This is a genomic window from uncultured Bifidobacterium sp. (genome assembly GCF_959020155.1).
GTDB lineage: Bacteria > Actinomycetota > Actinomycetes > Actinomycetales > Bifidobacteriaceae > Bifidobacterium.
Genome location: NZ_CAUERC010000003.1, coordinates 80,511 through 100,486 on the forward strand (window position 1 = coordinate 80,511; position 19,976 = coordinate 100,486).

Below are 19,976 nucleotides of genomic sequence, written 5' to 3' on the forward strand. Positions count from 1 at the left end.
AAGGAAGGACATTTCGATCATGGCAAATTATCCTGCATCCCAGCCGGGTTCCAAGCGTCATACGCTGTCCGTGCTCGTCGAGAACCGTCCGGGCGTGCTGGCGCGTATCGCCGGCCTGTTCGCCCGCCGCGCGTTCAACATCAACTCGCTGTCCGTCTCCCCCACCGAGCGTCCGGACATCTCCCGCGTCACCGTCACCGCCGAAGTGGAGGAGGTGCCGCTTGAGCAGATCATCAAGCAGCTCAACAAGCTGCTGCACGTGCTGAAGATCGTGGACCTCGATCCGGAAACCACCGTGGAGCGCGAGTTGGTGCTCATCAAGGTGGCGGCCGACGAGTCCGTCCGTTCCGACGTGCTGGAGATCGTGCGTCTGTTCCGCGTGCGCGTGGTGGACGTGAATCCGGAATCGCTGACCATCGAGGCCACCGGCGCCGAAGGCAAGATCGACGCGCTGCTCGGCCTGCTGGAGCATTACGGCATCATCGAGCTGGTCCGCTCCGGCGCGGTGGCCGTGACCCGCGGTCCGAAGGCGCTGAGCGAGAAGGTGCTCGGCTCCGAGATCACTGGCCGCTGAACGGGCTGAGCGGCATTGCCTACGGCAAAGCGCCGTCCCACGATTCGTTTCGTGGGGCGGCGCTTTTTATTTCGATTCACCGCAACGCCGTATGCTCCCATTGCGACGCCCCAGGGATGCCACGAATGGAGCGGGAGCATGTCACCAGCACGGCGCTTGCCGCGAGAACGGCGAGGAACACCAGCACCGCGCCATGGAATCCAAAAACCGGGAGCAAGGTGCCAGCCACAGCACTACAGAACATCGAAAGCACCTGGGCCGGAACCGTCAATGTAACAGTAATACGCCCCTGCATGCTCGTAGGCGATTTGGCGAAGATGAAGCCGAGGAGCATCGCGTTGATCAACGGGAACGGCAGGCCAACAAACGAATTGGCAACCAGCATGACCCAATAGTTGTCGGTCAACGCCATCGGCAATACGCATAAGCAGATGAACAGGTAGGCGAGGCACACGGTTGGTCCGACCGGAACCTTATCGCTGAGTTTGCCGGCCAGCAACGATCCCACAAGCATCGTCAACGATATGCCGCCACTGATGAATCCGATGAGGGTCGCATTGGTCCCGCACGACACCAGATGCAGCTGGATGGCATATTGGATGCCGTTGACGCCGAAATTGACCAATGCCGCCACGATGAGCACGACCACCAGCGTTTTCCGATGCAACGACCATGACCAGCCTTCCAGGAAATCGCGGAAGAAACCGCCTTTCACTGCATCGCCATCCGTTTCCCCGATACGCCCGCCATCCGAACCATATTCGCGGATGCCGGTGGCGGCGACGCCGGCCACGGCATACATGCATGCCGACGCAAGGAACGGCAGCCATGGAGCAATGCTGTACAGAAAACCTCCGATGGGGCTTCCCGCCATGGCGATGGTTGCGTCACGCCCCTCGTTGAGGCTCCGCGCCTTGGGATAATAGCGGATATCGATGATCGAGCGAAGCATCGCATCCGTAGCGCTCCCAAGAAATCCGTTGATGCCGGATGCGAGCACCGCGATCAGCAGCAACACGGGGAACGACAATGCGCCGCACAGCAGCAGCACCGCGATTGCGCCCCAAGCCAGAACGCCGACGACGGCGTTCGCCACGATAAGCCGTTTGCGGTCATGCCTGTCGACGAAGGTACCTCCGAATACGCTCGCAACCTGTTGCGCGATCATCGACGACGTTCCGAGCCACCCGGCGGCGATGGTGGAGCCGGACACCGCATATCCGAGCAGACTGATCGCCAGTGCGCGCAGCGCCGCTCCGACCGCCGACGCCGTATCGGCGGTGAACCAAGAAACGTATCCTGCGGATTGCCAGAATGATTTCGCTGTTCCGTCCATGTCTTGTTTCACTTGTTTTCCCTGTTCCGCCCACACTTTTCAGATTGCCTATGGGTTCATATGCAAAACCCGCCGACTCCTTACGAAAACCACCTGAAGGCCTGCAGAATCAGAGCCACGGGTTCGACGCCCAGCTCATCGTCGCCGTGCATGCCGGCCTTGATCTGCCAGCGGCGCACGACCTCATTGAGTTCCTCGATCATCGAGCTCGTCTCCTCGGCGGTCAGGTTCAGAACATGATCATCGCTGGTGCATGAATCAGCCCATTCCCGAGGCAATTCCGGCAGCCTGTCCAGAAAACGCTCGTAGGCCATCTCGTAGGAGAGCGCCGCGGAACGCCGGAACAGATCCATGGCCTTCGACTCGTCCGTACCGTTCTTTTCTTCGGGCCTCCCCAGACGAATGGCGCTTTGACAGGCCTTCCACCAGCTCTTTCTTCGATCTCCGTCAGGAGACTCCACCTTTTTCACTAGTCCCGCATGCGCAAGCTGCCCCAAGTGGTAGCTGATGGCTCCGGGAGCCTCGCCAAGCTGCTCGCTGATGCTTCCCACGGTCTGTTCGCCGTTCACCCGCAACGTTCCAAGGATCCTCATGCGAATAGGACTCGCCATGGCCCGAAGAGTATCGGCATTGGTCACGGTCACTGCGGCGTCTTCGGGCATCCGCGCTTCGTTAGGGGTCACGTCAGTCATTGCAAAGGTCTCCTTTCCACCGCCTCCCATTATATACAAATTTTTTGTACAAAATATTTGCTTTTGAATGGGTTCGCAACATGTGTCTCACCGGTAACGCCGCGATCTATTGCAGCTGCGAAAAATGTCTATTCTGGAACGAGAAACAAACCACGGGGGAATTTATATGCGCACGATTGTCAACGATTCGACTCTAGGGATTGTGGATAATGATCCACTGGTCGCGAGCGCAATTCAAAGCTTATTGGTCGAGACATGCGCACCAATACGGATTCTATGGACCGCCACCTCAGCCGAACAAGCACTTGACGCCATGAGGGACTCTTCGCAAAGACCGCAGGTCATGCTCACCGATATCGCAATGCCTGGGATGAACGGCGTGGAATTGGCACGTCATGTCAAGGAACAATATCCAGATATTGCCGTCATCGGTATCAGCGCTTTTTTGGACAGCGAAAACGAAAAAGAGCACGGAACACAATGGCCTGATGCGTTCTATGCGATTATTCCAAAAGAAATTCCCACGATTCAACTGGTCCGAATCATCGGAAAAGCCACTGGAAACGACGAGGTTGCGTCGTGGGCGGGGAAGAGCATAAACTCCATGCGGCTTTCCGGCAAGGAATTACAGATCATTGCCAACTATGCGAGAGGATTCACCACTTCCACTATTGCACACCAACTGAATATCAGCGAAGCATCGGTAAAGACATATGCACGACGAGCTTTCGAGAAGCTCCATGCTCATAGTCGTGCCGAAGCTGTTGCGATGTGCGTAAGAAACGGTTGGATATAACGATGAGGCTGCCCCAACAAATAATGTCATTGGCAAAGGCCGTGCGCAAGCCTTACTTAGCGGGATCCATTATCTGTATCTGCTTTTTCCTGCTCGAGCTGACCGCTTGGCCAAATATGTCACCTTGGTCATGGCTATATTTGGCTCCGTACTGCATCGCTCTGTTGCTACTGACTTGGTTCCCCGTACCGGCAAGCATGGCGATTCTTGTAACACACATAGCATGTGCAATAATCCCGGCAATATGCGATGGCCCTTCGACGTTATATGGCACATGGCTTGTATGTGGAATAGTTGCTTTTGAAATCAAACGATTTGAATTTGCCATCATGGGACCGCTGCTTTGCGCACTAGCACTTCCTTTGGGCTATTGGACAGGCGGCATCGACTACAATCCAAGCATCCCTGTGCTTGCGTGCTCCTACATTGGAGCATTCTTCGTTGGCTTTGCCATACGGTGGAAGATACAGACAGAGCAACGGAAAACCGACCTGGCGATTGCACAAGAACAAGTTCGACGCCAGCAGAAAAGACTCAAAGAAATTCACATACTGCACGATTCCATCGCAGGAGCTATGACATATGCGATTCTGCTGTGTCGCAAGAAAGAGCCCTCAGAGAGCAGCGACACTTTGCCACAGATTGAACAAGTCCTCATGCAGGCATTACATGAGCTTCGCACTCAAATTATCAGCCCGATGACCGATGAGCTTAAGACAGACAAAGAAGAAGACACACACAAGCTCTTTCAACAACATATAGAAGCTCAATGCAGAAGACTGAGAATACTGGGGTTTACCGGGACACCAATAATCCGCGGGAATCTAAACGCAATGGACAAGTCACTACTACCATCGTTGCAAACGGTTTGTACCGAAATTCTCAATAACATTGCCAAACACGGGAAACCCGGGGCTTTTGCTTTTATCCTCTCTGTAGGACCAGATGCGGTCCGCATCTTCGCATCAAATCTATATAACGCCGCAATAAATAGTGCTCCAGAAAATCACTACGGGACAGCCCTCATACAAGATTTTGCGCAACAACATAATGGGACAATGACCATAAATTCAGAAAATGAAGAATGGTCATTGTCCCTAGCGATTCCGCTAACTCATCAAACACATTAAACCAGCCACCAGCATTTATTCACGGTGGCTTTCCTTTACTTCATATACGGAAACAACAAGATCCGTATTGCCGATATTGATAATGGACAATGAGGTGGCGCCAAGGAAATTCTTCGCCGGAAGAGAGACTGTTTCCACTCCATTAGACGTACAGGATTCCCTAGTGGTTAAAGTGTGCGGCTGTCCATCTTTGTAGAGGACAAGTGAGTAAGGAGCCTGCTCCTTCTGTTTGCACATGGAGACGACATAATACATATGGTTTTCGTCGACCTTTTTGGCAAATGGAATAGCACCATCGCCGTGCACGGATTTCGCGCCCAGCTTGTTCACCAGAACCAATTTGTCCGAGTTATTGAGATCATCGACGGCGACACGGTCCAAAGCGTCCACAGTAAACGTTTTATACGCTTGCTCAGCAGCATCATCGTTTTTGCTGCCGCTCTGGACAGCGTCACCTTCAGAGGTTTCGTGTACGGAATTCGCGCAACCGGCGCATGAACACAGCAACAAAGCCGACAACAAACAACAGACGCTTCTTCGCATCACTTGATTCATGAGACACCCCCATTGGTTGTTCTTGCGGAGAACAGCTCTACCTCCGTAAGAACAAGAATATGACACTGATATCTCAAGCGCTACACCTTGCTGTCGCACGAATGGCTACACACCCGAAAACGCTGGAGGAGCTGCACCGCCGCCACAACATGCACACCCTGTCCGGCAATTGGCGCGTACGGTACGAATGCCATGTCGCCAATGCCGGGGACTGGCTGGTGATCTGGTCATCGAACGATTCGGTCGCGTTCTTCGAACGTACCGGCAGCCACGACGAATTATTCCGGTAAACCGACGCTGAGCGAATCGCCAGCGTCGGTTTTGCACATTCCGTACCGCCAAACCGACGCCTACAAGCCTCTCACCATCAGTTTGCCCGACTGGGACTACTCGAGCTGTTCGGAGAGCTCCATCCATTCCATTTCGAGGGATTCAGACTCGTCCGTGACGGACTGCAACTGCTCGTTGAGCTTGCCCAGCCCCTCGTAATCGCTTGGGTCGTGCGCGGCCATCTGCGCTTCCAAATCGGCCTTCTGCTCCTCCAGCTTGGCCAGCTTGCGCTCGATGGCGGAAACGCGCTTCGACGCGTCGTGGAACGCCTTGCCGGTGAGCTTCGGCGTGGAAGCCGACGACGAATCGCCAGTGGAAGGTGAGGAAGCTGCGCCACCTACGGAAGGCGCGGTCGTAGCGGAATCGCCAGCATCGCCATTCTTCCGCGTTTTGCAGTTCTTGCCGGACTTCTCGTCGGCGAACGGATCCTTGCCGTTCTTGATGGCCTCGGTCATGTCGAGATAATCCTGCACGCCGCCGGGCAGATGGCGGATCTTGCCGCCGATCAGCGCGAACTGCTGGTCGGTGACGCGTTCGAGCAGGTAGCGGTCGTGGGAGACGACGATCAGCGTGCCCGGCCAAGTGTCGAGCAGATCCTCCATCACGGCGAGCATGTCGGTGTCGAGATCGTTGCCCGGCTCGTCCATGATGAGCACGTTCGGCTCGTCGAGCAGGATGAGCAGCAGCTGCATGCGGCGCTTCTGCCCGCCCGAGAGGTCCTTGATCGGCGTCATGAGCTGCGCGGATTCGAAACCGAGACGCTCCATCATCTGCCCCGGCGTGGTCTCCTTGCCGTCCACGATGTAGCTCGGCTTGTAGCGGCTCAGCACTTCCTTGATCTTGTATTTGCCGAGCTTCTCCAGCTCGTCGAGACGCTGCGAAAGCACCGCGAACTTCACGGTCTTGCCGATGTTCACATGGCCGGCGGTCGGGGTGATCGTGCCGTCGAGGATCTTCAGCAGGGTCGATTTGCCGGCACCGTTCGCGCCGACGATGCCGAAGCGGTCGCCCGGGCCGATCAGCCACGTCACGTCGTCAAGGATCTTGCGGCCGGTCACGGTGACCTTCTGCGCCGCGGACGTGACCTCCGGCGTGGACTCGTCGGCGTCGTCACCCGACTCGTGCGACTCCTCCTCAGCCTGCCGGGCGGCCTGCGCCGCCTGTCGCGCCTCGGGCACGCCGGCGTCCACCAACCGCGGATCGGTCAGATCGTCGACGGCGACCTCCACGCTGCCGTGCGCCTGCGGCTCGGCATACATGGCCGGCACCACGTCCACGCGCGAGGCCGAAGCTTCCATTTCCGCCACATCCGGATCGATATCGGCCTCTCCCTGCGCATGTTCGAAGATCTGCGTCACATCGATGAGATCGACCACCTGTTTGCCGAGACGCGACGTGGCCATCTGCTTCAGCTCCAACGTGTTGCGCACCGGTGGCACGTCGGCGATGAGCTCGCGCGCCGCCTTGACATGGAACTTCTGCTTGGTGGAACGGGCGCGGGCGCCACGGGTCAGCCAGGCAAGCTCCTTGCGAGCCAGGTTGCGGCGCTTCGTCTCGCGCACGTCGGCCTGGCGGTCGCGTTCCACGCGCTGCAGCATATACGCGGAATATCCGCCTTCGAACGGGTCGATCACGCCGTCGTGGACCTCCCACATCGATTCGCATACCTCGTCGAGGAACCAACGGTCGTGGGTGACGAGCAGCAGCGCGCCCTGGCTGGACGGCCAACGGTTCTTCAAGTGCTCGGCGAGCCAGTGGATGGTCACCACGTCCAAATGGTTCGTGGGCTCGTCAAGCGCGAGAATGTCCCAGTCCTTGAGCAGCAGGCGGGCAAGGTCGGCGCGGCGACGCTGGCCGCCGGACAGGGAGCCAATCTTCGCGTCCAGACTGATGCCGCCGAGCAGCGCCTCCACGATCTCGCGCGACTTAGTTTCCGCGGCCCATTCGTAATCTTCTCGCCCTTCCAACGCGGCTTCGCGCACCGTGGCGTTGTCGTCGAGCGGGTCACGCTGGTCGAGCATGCCGAACGTCAGTCCATTGCGCATGGTCACGCGACCGGAATCCGGTTCCTGCGTGCCTTTGAACAGGTGCAGCAGCGTGGATTTGCCGTCGCCGTTCTTGCCGACGATGCCGATGCGGTCGCCTTCGAAAACGCCCTGCGTCACATCGGTGAAAATATTCTTGGTCGCGAAAGCGAGCGAAACGTGTTCAAGTCCCAAATCATAAGTCGGCATAACTCACCAATGTAGCGCGTCGGCGGAACACCGCCTCCCGCACACGTATTTGGGGCTTGCTCACCAGCTGCATGATGCGAAACGTAGACAGGAGACCTTGGAATGTAGGCAACGAAAACGCCCTAGAAGATTCCGTAGGTGGTTTTCCGCTTCCGTAGGTGGTTGTCTTCGGATACCGCACGAAGAAAAGCCTTAAATTCAGCCTTTCCGAAACACTGGTCCATCACCCAACCACCTACGGAACTCAGGAACCACCTACGGAAGGCACTCAGCTGGCGATTCAGTGGGGCGTGTAGCGGGCAGAACGCTTATCAGCGCTCCAGCGTTGCGGCATAGGTGCTGCACCGGGCCGCGAATCCGGAGAAAACCTGATCGGCCATCGGCTGCAGCTGCGGATTGTATTCGGCGAAGGCGTCACGTAGCTGCGATTTCGAACCGCCGGCTGCCTTCAAATCCTTCACCATGCACGGCTCGTCCAGCCACTCGTCCAACAACGTGGGGGTGACCTCCAGGTGGAATTGCAGGCCAAGCACCGAACCGAACCGGAACGCCTGGTTCTTCGTCTTCGCGCTTTTGGCCAACGGCTGTGCGCCTTCCGGCAGGGTCACCACGTCGTTGTGCCAGTGCAGCACGTCCAACGTCTTGTTCCACATGGAGAAGTAGTCGTGCTTGTCGATGCGTTTAATCGGCGCGAATCCGATTTCCGGCTCGCTGCCCTTCTTGAGTTTCGCGCCCAGCGCGGTGGCAATGATCTGATGTCCGAGGCACACGCCCAGCAACGGTTTGCCGACGCTGACGGCGGCGCGTACGAGTTTGGATTCCGCTTTGAGACCGGGATACTTGTCGGTGTCGAGCGCGCCCATGGGGCCGCCCATAATCACGATGCCGGAGACGTCACTGAAATCGGGAAGATCGGGCTTTTTCTCTTTGGCGATGTTCATCACTTCATACGACATGCCCAAGTCGTCGAGACTATCCAAAATGCGCCCCGGTTTCTCCCACGGGACGTGTTGAAGAATCAGCACATGCGATTGCGTCATGCCACTATTTTTACATCATCTGCGTAAATGACGCTCGCGATTCGGCTCTGTGTCTGCATACGTTCGCAATACGATGCCGTGCATATGCCGGGAAAACCAAGCGTCATGTCCGATTCTGGCAATATTCTCGTGACTATGACAAACACGCAAGAACCGCAGAATACCAACACTTCCGGCGCTCTTGCGGTGGCGAAGGCCGCCGCGGGGCTGAAGCTGTACGACACCGCATCGCACGCCGTGTCGTCCTTCACGCCGATCAAACCAGGTCAGGTCGGTATCTACGTGTGTGGCGCCACCGTGCAAAGCTCACCGCATATCGGCCACATCCGCGCCGCCGTCGCGTTCGACGTGGTGCGCCGCTGGTTCGAGCGTCTGGGCTACAAGGTCACGTTCGTGCGCAATGTCACCGACATCGACGACAAGATCCTCGACAAGGCCGCCGCCGCGGGCCAGCAGTGGTGGGAGCGCGCGTATATCTACGAACGCGAGTTCACCGAGGCGTACAGCAAGCTTGGCGTGGAGCCGCCGACGTACGAGCCGCGCGCCACCGGCCACATGATCGACATGATCGACCTCATCAAGAAGATCATCGACAACGGCCACGCTTATGTGGTGCGTGACGCGGACGGCACCCCGACCGGCAACGTCTACTTCGACGTGGCGAGCTGGCCGCATTACGGCGAGCTGACGCACCAGAAGCAGACCGCGGTTTCCGACGCGGCTTCCGAAGTGACCGACGCGATGGGACCGTCCGTGGACAACGCGGGCAACGACAAGTACAATCCGGTCGACCCTGCCGACATGTCCCCCGACAAGCATGATCCGCGCGATTTCGCGCTGTGGAAGGCGCCGAAGGATTCCGATCCGCTCGACGCGCGCTGGAATACCCCGTTCGGCACGGGCCGTCCGGGCTGGCATATCGAATGCTCCGCGATGAGCCACCGTTACCTGAAGGACATGTTCGACATTCACGGCGGCGGTCTTGATCTGCGATTCCCGCACCACGAGAACGAGATGGCGCAGACGCGCGCCGCCGGTTACGATTCGGCCGCGCGCTGGATGCATTCCGCCTGGGTCACCGCGAAGGGCGAGAAGATGTCGAAGTCGCTCGGCAACGGCCTGTCCGTGCCGGCGGTGCTGGCCGAGCATTCCGCTTGGGTGGTGCGTTACGCCCTCGGTTCCGTGCAGTACCGTTCCATGCTGGAATGGTCCGACCAGACGCTTGCCGAGGCGCAGTCCGCGCACGACCGCGTGGCGAACTTCATCGAGCGCGCGGGCGCTGCCGTCGGCGAACAGCCGTCACGAGAAGAGATTATGGCGATTTCCGCCGACGCGCTTCCCGCCGATTTCGTTGCCGCGATGAACGACGACATCAACGTTTCGGGCGCTTCCGCCGCGATTTTCACGGCGATCCGTTCCGGCAACACGTTGCTGTCGAAGCTGGCCGACCGCGCCGATTCGGACGTGGCGAAGGCCGAGGTTCGCGAGGCGCTGGTGAACGTGCGTGCGATGCTCGACACGTTGGGCTTGGATCCGCTGGCGGAGCCGTGGGTTTCCGACGGTGCCGCAGGTGGTGCGGCTGGTGCCGGAGCCGATTCCGCCGAGCATGACGCGCTCGACAAGCTGGTTTCCGAACAGCTTGCGGAACGTGCCGAAGCGCGCAAGGCCAAGGATTTCGCACGTGCCGACGCGATCCGTGACGCGCTGGGCGCGGCCGGCATCGCCATCGAGGACGGTCCGCAAGGCTCCACTTGGTCGCTGAAGTAGGCAATCGCACCCATTTCATCCGCTATCCGCGTGAAACGCTAGACTGAGGAACATTATGGCAGCATTTAGTTCTTTGACAGACCGGCTCTCGAATGCGTTCAAGCATCTGAAGAGCAAGGGCAAGCTTTCCGAGGCTGATATCGACGGTACCATCCGCGAGATCCGCCGCGCGCTGCTCGACGCCGATGTGGCGCTCGACGTGGTGCGTTCCTTCACCAGCCGCATCCGCGAACGCGCGCTCGGCACCGAGGTTTCCGAAGCGCTCAACCCGGCGCAGCAAGTGGTGAAGATCGTCAACGAGGAACTCACCGCGGTGCTTGGCGCCGGTGTGGACCGCCCGTTGAACTTCGCAAAGAATCCGCCGACGATCATCATGCTCGCCGGCCTTCAGGGCGCCGGTAAGACGACGCTCGCCGGCAAGCTGGGCTACTGGCTGAAGGATTCCGGCCACACCCCGCTGCTCGTGGCGGCCGATCTGCAGCGTCCGAACGCGGTGACGCAGCTGCAGGTGGTCGGCGAACGCGCCGGCGTGCCGGTGTACGCGCCGGAGAAGGGCGTGCAGTCCGATGGCGGCGAAGCGGTCGTCTCCCCCGACCAGACCACCGGCGACCCGGTGAAGGTGGCCCGTGACGCCGTGGAGCTCGCCAAGCAGAAGCTGTATGACACGGTGATCATCGATACCGCAGGCCGTCTCGGCGTGGATGAGGAGCTGATGAAGCAGGCTCGCGACATCCGCGATGCCGTGCAGCCGAACGAGATTCTGTTCGTCATCGACGCGATGATCGGCCAGGATGCCGTGCAGACTGCCAAGGCGTTCGACGAGGGCGTGGATTTCACCGGCGTGGTGCTGTCCAAGCTCGATGGCGACGCCCGTGGTGGCGCCGCGCTGTCCGTGGCATCCGTGACCGGCAAGCCGATCCTGTTCGCCTCCACCGGCGAGGGATTGAAGGATTTCGAGGTCTTCCACCCGGATCGTATGGCGTCCCGCATCCTCGACATGGGCGACATCCTCACCCTGATCGAGCAGGCGCAGAAGCAGTTCGACGAGGAGGAGGCCCGCAAGGCCGCCGTCAAGATCTCCGACGGTTCCTTCGGCCTTGACGATTTCCTCGACCAACTTCAGCAGGTTCGCAAACTCGGCCCGATGAAGAACCTGCTTGGCATGATTCCGGGCATGGCCGCGCATCGTAAGGAACTTGAGCAGTTCGACGAGAGGGAAATCGACCGCACCGAGGCCATCATCCGTTCGATGACTCCGGCCGAGCGTCGCGATCCCTCGATCATCGACGGTTCCCGCCGCGCCCGCATCGCCTACGGTTCCGGCGTGACGGTTTCGCAGGTCAACGCGCTGCTGCAGCGCTTCGACCAGGCCGCGAAGATGATGCGCCGCATGAGCAACAAGGTCGGCGCCGGCGTGCCCGGCTTCGGAGGCCCCGCGATGGGCGGCGGCAAAGGCAAGGGCAAAGGCAAGAAGAACAAGAAGAAGTCGGGAAAGTCCGGCAATCCGATGAAGCGTGAAGCCGAGGAGAAGGCATTGCGCGACAAGCTCGCCGGCAAGGCTTCCGGCGGCGCTTCGTCGGGTGGCTCCGCGTTCGCCAAGAAGCCGCAGAATCCGGCGCTTCCTGCCGGATTGCAGGATATGCTGGGCGATTCCGGCGAGCTGCCGCCGAACTTGGGTGGTGGCTTGTCCGGTCTGCTGCACTAAGCCGCGATATGTGCGATTGCCGGCGATTACGACAACCGGCAATCGCAATACGGCATATATAACGAAACTGCCGACGTTGGAACATTTTCCAGCGTCGGCAGTTTCGTTATGCCAGCTTATTTTCGGCTTATTTCAACGTCAGCGTGGCGGCCAGAGCAAGATGATCAGTACCGTTGACCGTGAAGGAGCGCACGTCGGATGCGGTCAGACCGGCGGTGAACAAGATGTGGTCGAGGATGAGACGCGGCCACGGCAGCCACGATGGGAACGTGGCGCGGCGGCCCTTCGCCTCGGTCAACGCGGCGTCCTGGAAGCCGGCGTCAAGCAGCTTGCGGAAGCTCGGATGGTCGGTACCGGAGTTGAGGTCGCCCAATACGACGGTGATATCGCCCTGCTTCTGCGATGTGGCCAGCTCACCCAAGCCGATGATGCCGGCGGACCAGTCGCGGCAGCCGCGCATCGGCGATTTCGGATGGGCGGAAACGAAAGTGATGCCGCGCATCGCATCAATCGGGAAGCACACGCCAGGCACGTCGGCGGCGGGAATCACGGCGGTGATCGGCGACGTGTCGCTTGGCTCGATGCGAATCCAAATACCGTTGAAGCCGCCGTTATCCGTTTCCTTGCTCTCCCCTAACTGGCGGTACGGCAGCAGGTCGGACAGGCCGGCCTCGTCCAAGGCCGCGACCAGATCGTCCGTCAATTCCTGCAGCGCGAGCACGGCGACGTCGTGTTCCTTGACGGCGCTGACGATTGCGGCCGCATTGGCACGACCGTACCGGCAGTTGAGCGTCATCACGCGGAAACGGCCGTGTTTCGCGGCTTCCGCGGCAGTCGACGTATGTGTTCCACAGGATGTTTCACGCTTTTTTGCGATGTTGTCGGCCACCATCTGCGCCGTGTTGATGGACGTGAGATTGTTGTTCCAATACGCGATTTTGCGCAGCAGCGAAGCGATGCACGCGATCGCCGCGACGATGGCGAGGGCGGTGTCATGCCGTACGACACCGGCAATCGCAATCGCCAATGTTGGAATCCACAACAGCGGTGTCAGCGCAATCAGATACGGCAACGGCAAGTGGCCGTCCCAACCGGCCGGCATTTCGCTCAGAGCGATCCACAACACGCATACCAGCAGTACGATCCACAACGCAACACTCATGCAAATCCCCTTGAAATGGCCATAATCAGGCGCACGAAAACCGCCAATGAACATATCCAGCATAGCGAGTTCGTCCGATTCGGGTGATCCGGACGCCCGAGACCGCCACAACACCTCACCAATGTCCGATTCTGGAGAAACGGCCATTCAGAATGCGCAAAACGCAAGCCGAGCGTCCGAGTCAACAGAAACGGACGCTCGGGAACGCATACGGGAACGCGTCCATACCCCACGGTTATAATTGCTCAGTTATTCGCGCGCGCGAGGCCCTCTACCAATCGCGTGACGTGAGGAACACGTGGGTTTCGGATTCCGTGCCCCACACAGAACACGAAACACACACCCCTAGTTACAAGGAGAGCCATTTTGGCAACCAAGATTCGTCTGAAGCGCATGGGTAAGAAGTTCTACGCGTTCTACCGCGTGGTGATCATGGATTCCCGTACCAAGCGTGATGGCCGCGCCATCGAAGAGATCGGTACCTACAATCCGAACACCCAGCCTTCGACCATCGTTATCGATTCCGAGCGCGCTCAGTACTGGCTCGGCGTTGGCGCTCAGCCGACCGAGCAGGTGCTGAACCTGCTGAAGATCACCGGTGACTGGCAGAAGTTCAAGGGTCTTGACGGTGCTGAAGGCACCCTGAAGACCGTTGAGGCTGGCCCGGATGCCGCCGCTCGCGTCGAGGCTGTCGAAGCCCAGGCCCAGAAGCTGAAGGCCGCCAAGTCCGAAGCTGACGCCAAGGCCAAGGCTGAGGCCGAAGCCGCCGCCACCGAGGAAGCTCCGGCTGAAGAGCCGGCTGCGGAAGCCGAGTGATCATGCTCGCCCAGGCTGTGGAACATCTGATCAAGAACATCGTCGATTTTCCCGATGATGTCTCGGTGAAGTCCCATGAGAATCCGCGCGGTGAACTCATTCGCGTGCGCGTGAACCCTGAGGATATCGGTCGCGTCATTGGACGCAGCGGACGCACGGCAAATGCGATTCGCACCGTGGTGCAGGCACTGTCCGACCACAAGGTGCGCGTCGACATCATGGACGTGCGCAGGTGAGATCCTAGCGTGGTGCGTGATATGCATTCCGACGACCCTCAACAGCTTGAGCTGCTGAGGGTCTGTCGTATCGGGCGTGCGCAGGGGCTCAAGGGCGAGGTCACCGTGCAGATCTTTACGGACGAACCGGAATACCGGTTCGCTCCCGGTGCTGTGTTGTATACGAAGGACGGCGAGGAAGAGTACGTGGTGGAAAGCTCCCGTACCTTCAAAAACCGTTGGATCATCAAATTCGAGGGCATCGACGACCGTGATGCGTCCGAAGCCGCCAATGGCGTGGTGCTGTATGGCGAAGCGGACGATCCGGAGGAGATGCTTGAAGCGGACGAGTGGTACCCGAAGGACCTGATCAGTCTTGAGGCGCGCCTTGCCGAGGGCAATACGCTGGGGCTTGCGCCCGGCACTGTGGTAGGCAAGGTGGTGGATGTGATTGAAGTGGCCCAGTGGCTGCTCAAGATCCGTCTGGCCAATCCCGTCAAGGACGCCGATGGCGTGGTGGTCGAGAACAGCGCGCTCGTGCCGTTCGTGGACGAGCTCGTGCCGGACATCGACCTCGAGGGCGGATATCTGACCCTCGACCCGCCGTGCGGACTCATTCCGGGGCTCTGATCCGCTGCTTTTTCAACAAGGCGCTGGCGATTATGCCGGCGCCTTTTTCGTACGCGCCGCGCTTGGCAGGCGTACCGGTATTGTGGAACATTATGAAGATCGATATCGTGTCCGTATTCCCGGAATATTTCGAAGTGCTCAACCTGAGCCTGCTCGGCAAGGCGCAGGAGAAGGGCCTGGTCGAAGTCACCGCGCACAACCTGCGCGACTGGACGCACGACGTGCACCATTCCGTGGATGATACTCCCGTCGGCGGCGGCGCGGGCATGGTGATGAAGCCGGAAGTGTGGAGCGAATGCCTCGACGAGCTGCTGCATCTTGAGCCGACCACGGTTACTTGCGATTCCACGGCAGACGCAGACGACACGGCTTCCGCGGACGCGGCCGAATCGGCGGAATCGGCGACAGAAATCGCCGCAAATGCCGATACCGTTCCGGCGACCGACCGTCCGGTGCTGATTTTCCCGAATCCGTCCGCTCCCCTGTTCACCCAGCAGGACGCGACGGAGCTGAGCCACACCAACCATCTGCTGTTCGGCTGCGGCCGTTACGAAGGCTACGACGCGCGTATTCCGCAGTATTACCGTGCGCAGGGCGTCGACGTGCGTGAATATTCGATCGGCGATTATGTGCTGAACGGCGGCGAGGTGGCCGTGTCGGTCATGTTGGAGGCCATCACCCGTCTGCTGCCCGGTTTCATGGGCAATGCGGCCTCGATCGTGGAGGAATCGTATACGGGAGAGAACGCCCTGCTGGAGCACCGCCAGTATACGAAGCCGGCCGATTGGCGCGGTATCAAGGTTCCGGACGTCCTGCTGTCCGGCGACCACGCGAAGGTCGACCGTTTCCGCCGCGATGAGGCGCTGGCGAAGACCAACGAGCTGCGTCCGGATCTCATCGAGGCGTTGGATTGTTCCAAGCTTGACAAGGCCGATCGCAAAACGCTGATGGCGTTGGGCTGGGAGGTTTCCGGCGCGCACCCACGGCAGCGCTGATTACGCACGATTGTTCACGCCGACGGAGGGCATGCAGGTCCACCGTCGACGTTTTTAGTTGGAAAGCCCGGACGTCAGTCCGCGGATTCAACCGGCTCTGCCGGCTCGGCGGATTCGGCAGGTTCGATGTAATACACGGCGGTTTCGCCGTAATCACGCCGGTCGGTGATATCCCAGCCTTCGGGCGCGGTCGGCTCGTCGGAACGAGTGGAGCGTTCCAGCACGATCACCGTGCCCTCGCCAGTCAGTTCGCCGGACTCACGGCCCGCCAAATCGGCCAGCAGCTGGTTGCACGCCTCGGTTTCGAACGCGTACGGCGGGTCAATGAAGATCACGTCGAACGGCGCGACCGCCGATGCGGCCGCCGCGTACTTTTCCGCACGCGCCTTGACCACGCGGGCGCTCATGCCCGGCTCCCAGGAACGGTTGTGCTTCAACGCCGTCAACGTCTTTGCGATCAGCGCGGCGGCCGGTGCGGCCGATTCCACCGCCACCAGTTCGCGCGCGCCACGGCTCAGCGCTTCGATGCCCAACGCGCCGGTTCCGGCGAACAGGTCGAGCACACGTGCGTCATCCAGCACGCCCCACGAATCGAGGTGCGAGAATATCGCTTCCTTGGTACGGTCGGTGGTTGGCCTGGTGCCCGGTTTCGGCGTGGTCAATGCCATGCCTTTGAATCGTCCTGAAATTACGCGCATAGCTATCGAGCCTAGTTGCTGGTCAGGAACGTCTCGTTGCCGCGCGTGAAGTCGAGCACCGCGCCGGCAAGCTGCACGTACCCTTGCAACGTGGGGTCTTCGGCCACCAGTTTCGCGGCTTCCGCTCTGGCTTCCTCGATGATCTTCACGTCTTTGACCACGCGCAGCAGTTTCAGTCCGGATTTGCCGCCGGATTGCGCGTCGCCCAGCACGTCGCCCGCGCCGCGGAATTCAAGGTCGGCCTGCGCGATTTCGGCACCGTCCAACGTGCCGGCAATCACGTCAAGGCGTTTGGCAGCATCGCTGCCTTCCGGCGCACGTGAAATAAGGAACGCGCCCGATTCGGTGCCGCCACGGCCCACGCGTCCACGCAGCTGGTGCAACTGGGACAGGCCGTACCGGTCGGCATCGAAAATCACCATGCAGCTGGCCTGCGCCACGTCCACGCCCACTTCGATGACGGTGGTGGCCACCAGAATCGGCGTCACGCCCGCTTCGAAATCGGCCATAATCTGCGATTTCGTTTCGTCATCGTCGCGACCGGTCAGCGTGGCGATACGGATGCCGGCGAATTGCGGCAGCGATCGCAAGCGTTCCGCCATTTCCGCGACGGAATGCAACGGCGGCCGCTGTTCGCGCTGTTCGTCATCCTCGCCCAAATCGTATGTGGCGTCGAATACGGAACCGACTTCCGCATCGCCTGAACCGCCCGCATCGTCGGTATCCTTCGCGTCGGCGTCGATGCGCGGGCAGACCACGTAGGCACGTTCCCCCGCGTCGATACGCTTGCGAATCAGACCGAACATTTCCGCCATCAGCGGGCCGTTCGCTTCGGGCACGACGAATGTGCGGATCGGCTTGCGGCCGCCGGGCAGTTCGGTGAGCCAGGAGATGTCGAGGTCGCCGAACCAGGTCATGGCAGCGGTGCGCGGGATCGGCGTGGCCGTCATGACCAGCAAATGCGGTGCCGTGGAGCCTTTGGCATTCAACGATTCGCGCTGTTCCACGCCGAAACGGTGCTGTTCGTCGATGACCGCCAGCGCGAGGTTGGGCGCTTGGAAGGTTTTGGAGAACGCGGCGTGTGTGGCCACCACGATGCATGGTTTGCCGGAGGCCGCTTGCGCGAGGACGCGTCGGCGGGCGGCGAGTTTCATGCCGCCGGTGAGCAGCAGTACGGGAATGTCCGGCAGGCTGTTCGATTGGCCGTCCAGCAGTTTCTCCACCTGGCCGCCATCCGATTGTCCACCGTTTTGCGGTTCCGGCGCGTTTCCCGACGTGACTTGTCCACTTTCATCCACAACCGCATGGTGCGTTGATTTTGTCTGCGATTCCCCTGATTTCGCGTTTTCGTCAGCCTCTTCGCCGGTACCACACATCCGATCCACCATGCCGCGGATGCTGCTGTAATGTTGTTCCGCCAACACTTGCGTCGGCGCGACGAGCACCGCTTGTTTGCCGGAGCCGACGGCCTGCATCATAGCCGCCACCGCGACCACGGTTTTGCCGGAGCCGACCTCGCCCTGCAGCAGGCGTTGCATGGGGTAATCACGTGCCATATCGTCGGAAATATCGGCGATCACCTGCTGTTGCCCGTCCGTCAGCGAGAACGGCAGCGACTCGACGAAATCGTCTTTCAGCCGCGTGTCGGCGCAGGCTGTGGCCGTGGCCTTACGCGACGAATCACGAGACTGCACCAGCGCGGTTTGGCAGATGAGCGCTTCCTCGTAGCGCAGTGTACGCAACGCCTTGTTGAAACCGTCGCGGTTTTGCGGATCGTGAATCGCCATGAACGCTTCGGCTCGGTGCATCAGCCCATGTTCCATACGAAACGCTTCCGGCATGATGTCGGGAATGGCGGCGGCAAGCGCTTCCGTCCGTGCCTGCCGGTCGGCTTGCGGCGCGTCGAATTCCCCATGTTGCGCGTCGCTGGCATCGGCGCCATGCAATGCACGGGCTGCCTGTGCCGCAGCGTATTCGTCACCGCACAGCCGGTCCATGCATTTTTCGATCGACTCGTGGATGTGTTCGCTGGAGATGCGCGAGTTCGCGTGGTAGACGGGACGTGGGCGGCATACGTGGCGCATCGCCTCCGGTACGGAAGCCGCATCGTATTTGAGATTCGGCATGGTCGGCGATTGCGGGACTGCCGCCGGTTGTTCCGTGCCGAAGCCGTCATCCCATTCGGCGGTTTCCTCAGGTGAGCGGCTGCGCAATTGCTCGCCGGCTGGATCGACCGTCAGTATGTCGGGATGGGTGAATTGCAGACGGTCGTTGTATACGCTTGGCTCGCCCGCGACCACCAGCAACGCGCCTTCGTGCAGTTTGCGTTGGATCCAATCGACGTACGACTTGCGATAGGAGAAGAACACGAGAGACGCCATGGAAGCGTCCATGTGCCGGCTGCGTGCGAAATCGCCGTCATCAACGTCGGCGATCAGCCGGAATCCGCGACGGGCCATCGGAAAGACGCGCACGCCACGCACGTGCGCGGCGAAGGCCATGTTCTCCCCGATTTTCGCTTCGCGCAGGGCGCGTGCCGGCACCGGCTCGGTGACGCGGAACGGATAGTAGGTCAGCGCGTCGCCCACGGACACCACGCCCAGCGATTTCAGCGCGCCGACTCTGCGGCGGTTCGTTTCGAACGAGGAAATCGGGGTTTGCCATGTGGTGCTCATAACACTCCATTGTGGCACGACCGGATGATTGTGCGGCGGGCTGAATTCCCCATTATTCGTGGCGGCGCCATTCGCCGCAACACGGCTTGTGGACGGCCAGATAAAGCAAAACCCCGGCGGCCATTCGGCTTACCGGGGTTTCAAGCTGTTATTTCGCGATTCACGCTTCAACGCGCTGGACCTTGCCAGCCTTGATGCACTTCACGCAAACGCGAACGCGAACGTTCTCGCCGTCGATGGTGGTGCGAACCGGCTGCAGGTTCGGGCGGAAGGTGCGCTTATTGCGAATATGTGAGTGCGAAACGGTGAAACCGGTCTGCGGTCCCTTGCCGCACACTGCGCAACGAGCTGCCATAATGGACTCCCTATAATTACTATTGACTTGCAAGTCTGCGCGTTCGACACCACACAACGAAGTGCATGGCAGAACACACAACTTCTCAACTATACAACCAGCCCCGGCCAATCGCAAACTTGTGGACGAAAATCGGCTTGCATTCCCCATATTCCGCCGTTTTTGCCATGTCTCGACAGCACGCGTATGCGGCCCGTACGGGCAGAACATGCTTGTTCATGCGCTGTTCATGTCGAATGGTCTGTTACCACCCGCCACGCCCGTACGATGA

Annotated in this window: 19 protein-coding genes; 10 read left to right on the plus strand and 9 right to left on the minus strand. The window is 60.0% G+C overall.

Going from position 1 to position 19,976, the window contains the following annotated elements; translation table 11 throughout:
• Positions 1–19: 19 nt before the first annotated feature.
• On the plus strand, positions 20–574 hold the full coding sequence (ilvN, locus tag Q5H31_RS01655; RefSeq protein ID WP_046998986.1) for an acetolactate synthase small subunit: 555 nt from the start codon (positions 20–22) through the stop codon (positions 572–574).
• A 76-nt stretch (positions 575–650) separates the two neighbouring features.
• Here the strand turns inward: ilvN and Q5H31_RS01660 are convergent, their stop codons facing one another.
• The gene (locus tag Q5H31_RS01660; RefSeq protein WP_302457412.1) at positions 651–1,922 is read right to left on the minus strand and encodes an MFS transporter; all 1,272 of its coding nucleotides are present in this window, start codon (positions 1,920–1,922) and stop codon (positions 651–653) included.
• Between the two features lie 68 nt (positions 1,923–1,990).
• Entirely contained in the window at positions 1,991–2,602 is a 612-nt protein-coding gene (locus Q5H31_RS01665) for a transcriptional regulator (RefSeq protein WP_270294159.1), read from the minus strand.
• Positions 2,603–2,768: 166 nt separating this feature from the next.
• Between Q5H31_RS01665 and Q5H31_RS01670 the strand changes: the two genes are divergently transcribed.
• Both Q5H31_RS01670 and Q5H31_RS01675 read left to right on the plus strand, forming a co-directional pair.
• Positions 2,769–3,398: a response regulator transcription factor gene (locus Q5H31_RS01670; protein WP_270294158.1), complete on the plus strand. Its 630-nt coding sequence runs from the start codon at positions 2,769–2,771 to the stop codon at positions 3,396–3,398.
• Positions 3,399–3,421: 23 nt separating this feature from the next.
• A complete protein-coding gene (locus tag Q5H31_RS01675) occupies positions 3,422–4,528 on the plus strand; it encodes a sensor histidine kinase (RefSeq protein ID WP_302457413.1) in 1,107 nt (368 codons plus the stop codon).
• A gap of 15 nt (positions 4,529–4,543) precedes the next feature.
• Here the strand turns inward: Q5H31_RS01675 and Q5H31_RS01680 are convergent, their stop codons facing one another.
• Entirely contained in the window at positions 4,544–5,083 is a 540-nt protein-coding gene (locus Q5H31_RS01680; protein WP_270555662.1) for a hypothetical protein, read from the minus strand.
• Positions 5,084–5,184: 101 nt separating this feature from the next.
• Between Q5H31_RS01680 and Q5H31_RS01685 the strand changes: the two genes are divergently transcribed.
• Entirely contained in the window at positions 5,185–5,373 is a 189-nt protein-coding gene (locus Q5H31_RS01685; protein ID WP_070122281.1) for a type II toxin-antitoxin system YafQ family toxin, read from the plus strand.
• 96 nt (positions 5,374–5,469) lie between these two features.
• On the opposite strand, the gene Q5H31_RS01690 is transcribed toward Q5H31_RS01685, so the two are convergent.
• Together Q5H31_RS01690 and Q5H31_RS01695 are read right to left on the minus strand one after the other, a co-directional pair.
• On the minus strand, positions 5,470–7,647 hold the full coding sequence (locus tag Q5H31_RS01690; protein WP_302457414.1) for an ABC-F family ATP-binding cassette domain-containing protein: 2,178 nt from the start codon (positions 7,645–7,647) through the stop codon (positions 5,470–5,472).
• A gap of 311 nt (positions 7,648–7,958) precedes the next feature.
• Positions 7,959–8,687, minus strand: coding sequence for a type 1 glutamine amidotransferase (locus Q5H31_RS01695; RefSeq protein ID WP_302457415.1), 729 nt, complete (start codon positions 8,685–8,687; stop codon positions 7,959–7,961).
• Positions 8,688–8,822: 135 nt separating this feature from the next.
• Here Q5H31_RS01695 and cysS point away from each other — a divergent pair, with 135 nt between their 5' ends.
• Together cysS and ffh are read left to right on the plus strand one after the other, a co-directional pair.
• Positions 8,823–10,454 (plus strand): cysteine--tRNA ligase, encoded by a 1,632-nt coding sequence (gene cysS, locus Q5H31_RS01700; protein ID WP_302457416.1) that lies wholly within the window; start codon positions 8,823–8,825, stop codon positions 10,452–10,454.
• Positions 10,455–10,509: 55 nt separating this feature from the next.
• Positions 10,510–12,159 carry a signal recognition particle protein gene (ffh, locus tag Q5H31_RS01705; RefSeq protein ID WP_215661902.1) on the plus strand — a complete coding sequence of 550 codons (1,650 nt, stop codon included), beginning with the start codon at positions 10,510–10,512 and terminating at the stop codon, positions 12,157–12,159.
• 127 nt (positions 12,160–12,286) lie between these two features.
• On the opposite strand, the gene Q5H31_RS01710 is transcribed toward ffh, so the two are convergent.
• Complete coding sequence (locus Q5H31_RS01710) at positions 12,287–13,321, minus strand: endonuclease/exonuclease/phosphatase family protein (RefSeq protein ID WP_117320326.1); 1,035 nt, start codon at positions 13,319–13,321, stop codon at positions 12,287–12,289.
• A gap of 366 nt (positions 13,322–13,687) precedes the next feature.
• On the opposite strand from Q5H31_RS01710, the gene rpsP reads away from it, so the two are divergent.
• The 4 genes from rpsP (at position 13,688) to trmD (ending at position 15,977) form a co-directional block, all read left to right on the plus strand.
• Complete coding sequence (gene rpsP / locus Q5H31_RS01715) at positions 13,688–14,137, plus strand: 30S ribosomal protein S16 (protein WP_022244614.1); 450 nt, start codon at positions 13,688–13,690, stop codon at positions 14,135–14,137.
• Between the two features lie 2 nt (positions 14,138–14,139).
• Positions 14,140–14,373 carry an RNA-binding protein gene (locus tag Q5H31_RS01720; RefSeq protein ID WP_011742734.1) on the plus strand — a complete coding sequence of 78 codons (234 nt, stop codon included), beginning with the start codon at positions 14,140–14,142 and terminating at the stop codon, positions 14,371–14,373.
• A 21-nt stretch (positions 14,374–14,394) separates the two neighbouring features.
• Entirely contained in the window at positions 14,395–14,982 is a 588-nt protein-coding gene (gene rimM, locus Q5H31_RS01725; RefSeq protein WP_302457428.1) for a ribosome maturation factor RimM, read from the plus strand.
• 92 nt (positions 14,983–15,074) lie between these two features.
• Positions 15,075–15,977, plus strand: coding sequence for a tRNA (guanosine(37)-N1)-methyltransferase TrmD (gene trmD / locus Q5H31_RS01730; RefSeq protein ID WP_033499348.1), 903 nt, complete (start codon positions 15,075–15,077; stop codon positions 15,975–15,977).
• A gap of 74 nt (positions 15,978–16,051) precedes the next feature.
• Here the strand turns inward: trmD and rsmD are convergent, their stop codons facing one another.
• The 3 genes from rsmD to rpmB all read right to left on the minus strand — a co-directional run bounded on the left by rsmD (position 16,052) and on the right by rpmB (position 19,705).
• Complete coding sequence (gene rsmD, locus Q5H31_RS01735) at positions 16,052–16,675, minus strand: 16S rRNA (guanine(966)-N(2))-methyltransferase RsmD (protein ID WP_033499349.1); 624 nt, start codon at positions 16,673–16,675, stop codon at positions 16,052–16,054.
• Positions 16,676–16,686: 11 nt separating this feature from the next.
• Complete coding sequence (locus Q5H31_RS01740; RefSeq protein WP_302457417.1) at positions 16,687–19,350, minus strand: ATP-dependent DNA helicase RecG; 2,664 nt, start codon at positions 19,348–19,350, stop codon at positions 16,687–16,689.
• 160 nt (positions 19,351–19,510) lie between these two features.
• Entirely contained in the window at positions 19,511–19,705 is a 195-nt protein-coding gene (rpmB, locus tag Q5H31_RS01745) for a 50S ribosomal protein L28 (RefSeq protein ID WP_003807649.1), read from the minus strand.
• Positions 19,706–19,976: the final 271 nt, after the last annotated feature.

Excerpts from the sequence above, each read along its gene's own strand:
- ilvN (WP_046998986.1), top strand. The coding sequence starts at position 20 with ATGGCAAATTATCCTGCATCCCAGCCGGGTTCCAAGCGTCATACGCTG.
- Q5H31_RS01665 (WP_270294159.1), bottom strand. The coding sequence starts at position 2,602 with ATGACTGACGTGACCCCTAACGAAGCGCGGATGCCCGAAGACGCCGCA.
- Q5H31_RS01670 (WP_270294158.1), top strand. The coding sequence starts at position 2,769 with ATGCGCACGATTGTCAACGATTCGACTCTAGGGATTGTGGATAATGAT.
- Q5H31_RS01675 (WP_302457413.1), top strand. The coding sequence starts at position 3,422 with ATGTCATTGGCAAAGGCCGTGCGCAAGCCTTACTTAGCGGGATCCATT.
- Q5H31_RS01680 (WP_270555662.1), bottom strand. The coding sequence starts at position 5,083 with ATGAATCAAGTGATGCGAAGAAGCGTCTGTTGTTTGTTGTCGGCTTTG.
- Q5H31_RS01685 (WP_070122281.1), top strand. The coding sequence starts at position 5,185 with ATGGCTACACACCCGAAAACGCTGGAGGAGCTGCACCGCCGCCACAAC.
- Q5H31_RS01690 (WP_302457414.1), bottom strand. The coding sequence starts at position 7,647 with ATGCCGACTTATGATTTGGGACTTGAACACGTTTCGCTCGCTTTCGCG.
- Q5H31_RS01695 (WP_302457415.1), bottom strand. The coding sequence starts at position 8,687 with ATGACGCAATCGCATGTGCTGATTCTTCAACACGTCCCGTGGGAGAAA.
- cysS (WP_302457416.1), top strand. The coding sequence starts at position 8,823 with ATGACAAACACGCAAGAACCGCAGAATACCAACACTTCCGGCGCTCTT.
- ffh (WP_215661902.1), top strand. The coding sequence starts at position 10,510 with ATGGCAGCATTTAGTTCTTTGACAGACCGGCTCTCGAATGCGTTCAAG.
- Q5H31_RS01710 (WP_117320326.1), bottom strand. The coding sequence starts at position 13,321 with ATGAGTGTTGCGTTGTGGATCGTACTGCTGGTATGCGTGTTGTGGATC.
- Q5H31_RS01720 (WP_011742734.1), top strand. The coding sequence starts at position 14,140 with ATGCTCGCCCAGGCTGTGGAACATCTGATCAAGAACATCGTCGATTTT.
- rimM (WP_302457428.1), top strand. The coding sequence starts at position 14,395 with ATGCATTCCGACGACCCTCAACAGCTTGAGCTGCTGAGGGTCTGTCGT.
- trmD (WP_033499348.1), top strand. The coding sequence starts at position 15,075 with ATGAAGATCGATATCGTGTCCGTATTCCCGGAATATTTCGAAGTGCTC.
- rsmD (WP_033499349.1), bottom strand. The coding sequence starts at position 16,675 with ATGCGCGTAATTTCAGGACGATTCAAAGGCATGGCATTGACCACGCCG.
- Q5H31_RS01740 (WP_302457417.1), bottom strand. The coding sequence starts at position 19,350 with ATGAGCACCACATGGCAAACCCCGATTTCCTCGTTCGAAACGAACCGC.
- rpmB (WP_003807649.1), bottom strand. The coding sequence starts at position 19,705 with ATGGCAGCTCGTTGCGCAGTGTGCGGCAAGGGACCGCAGACCGGTTTC.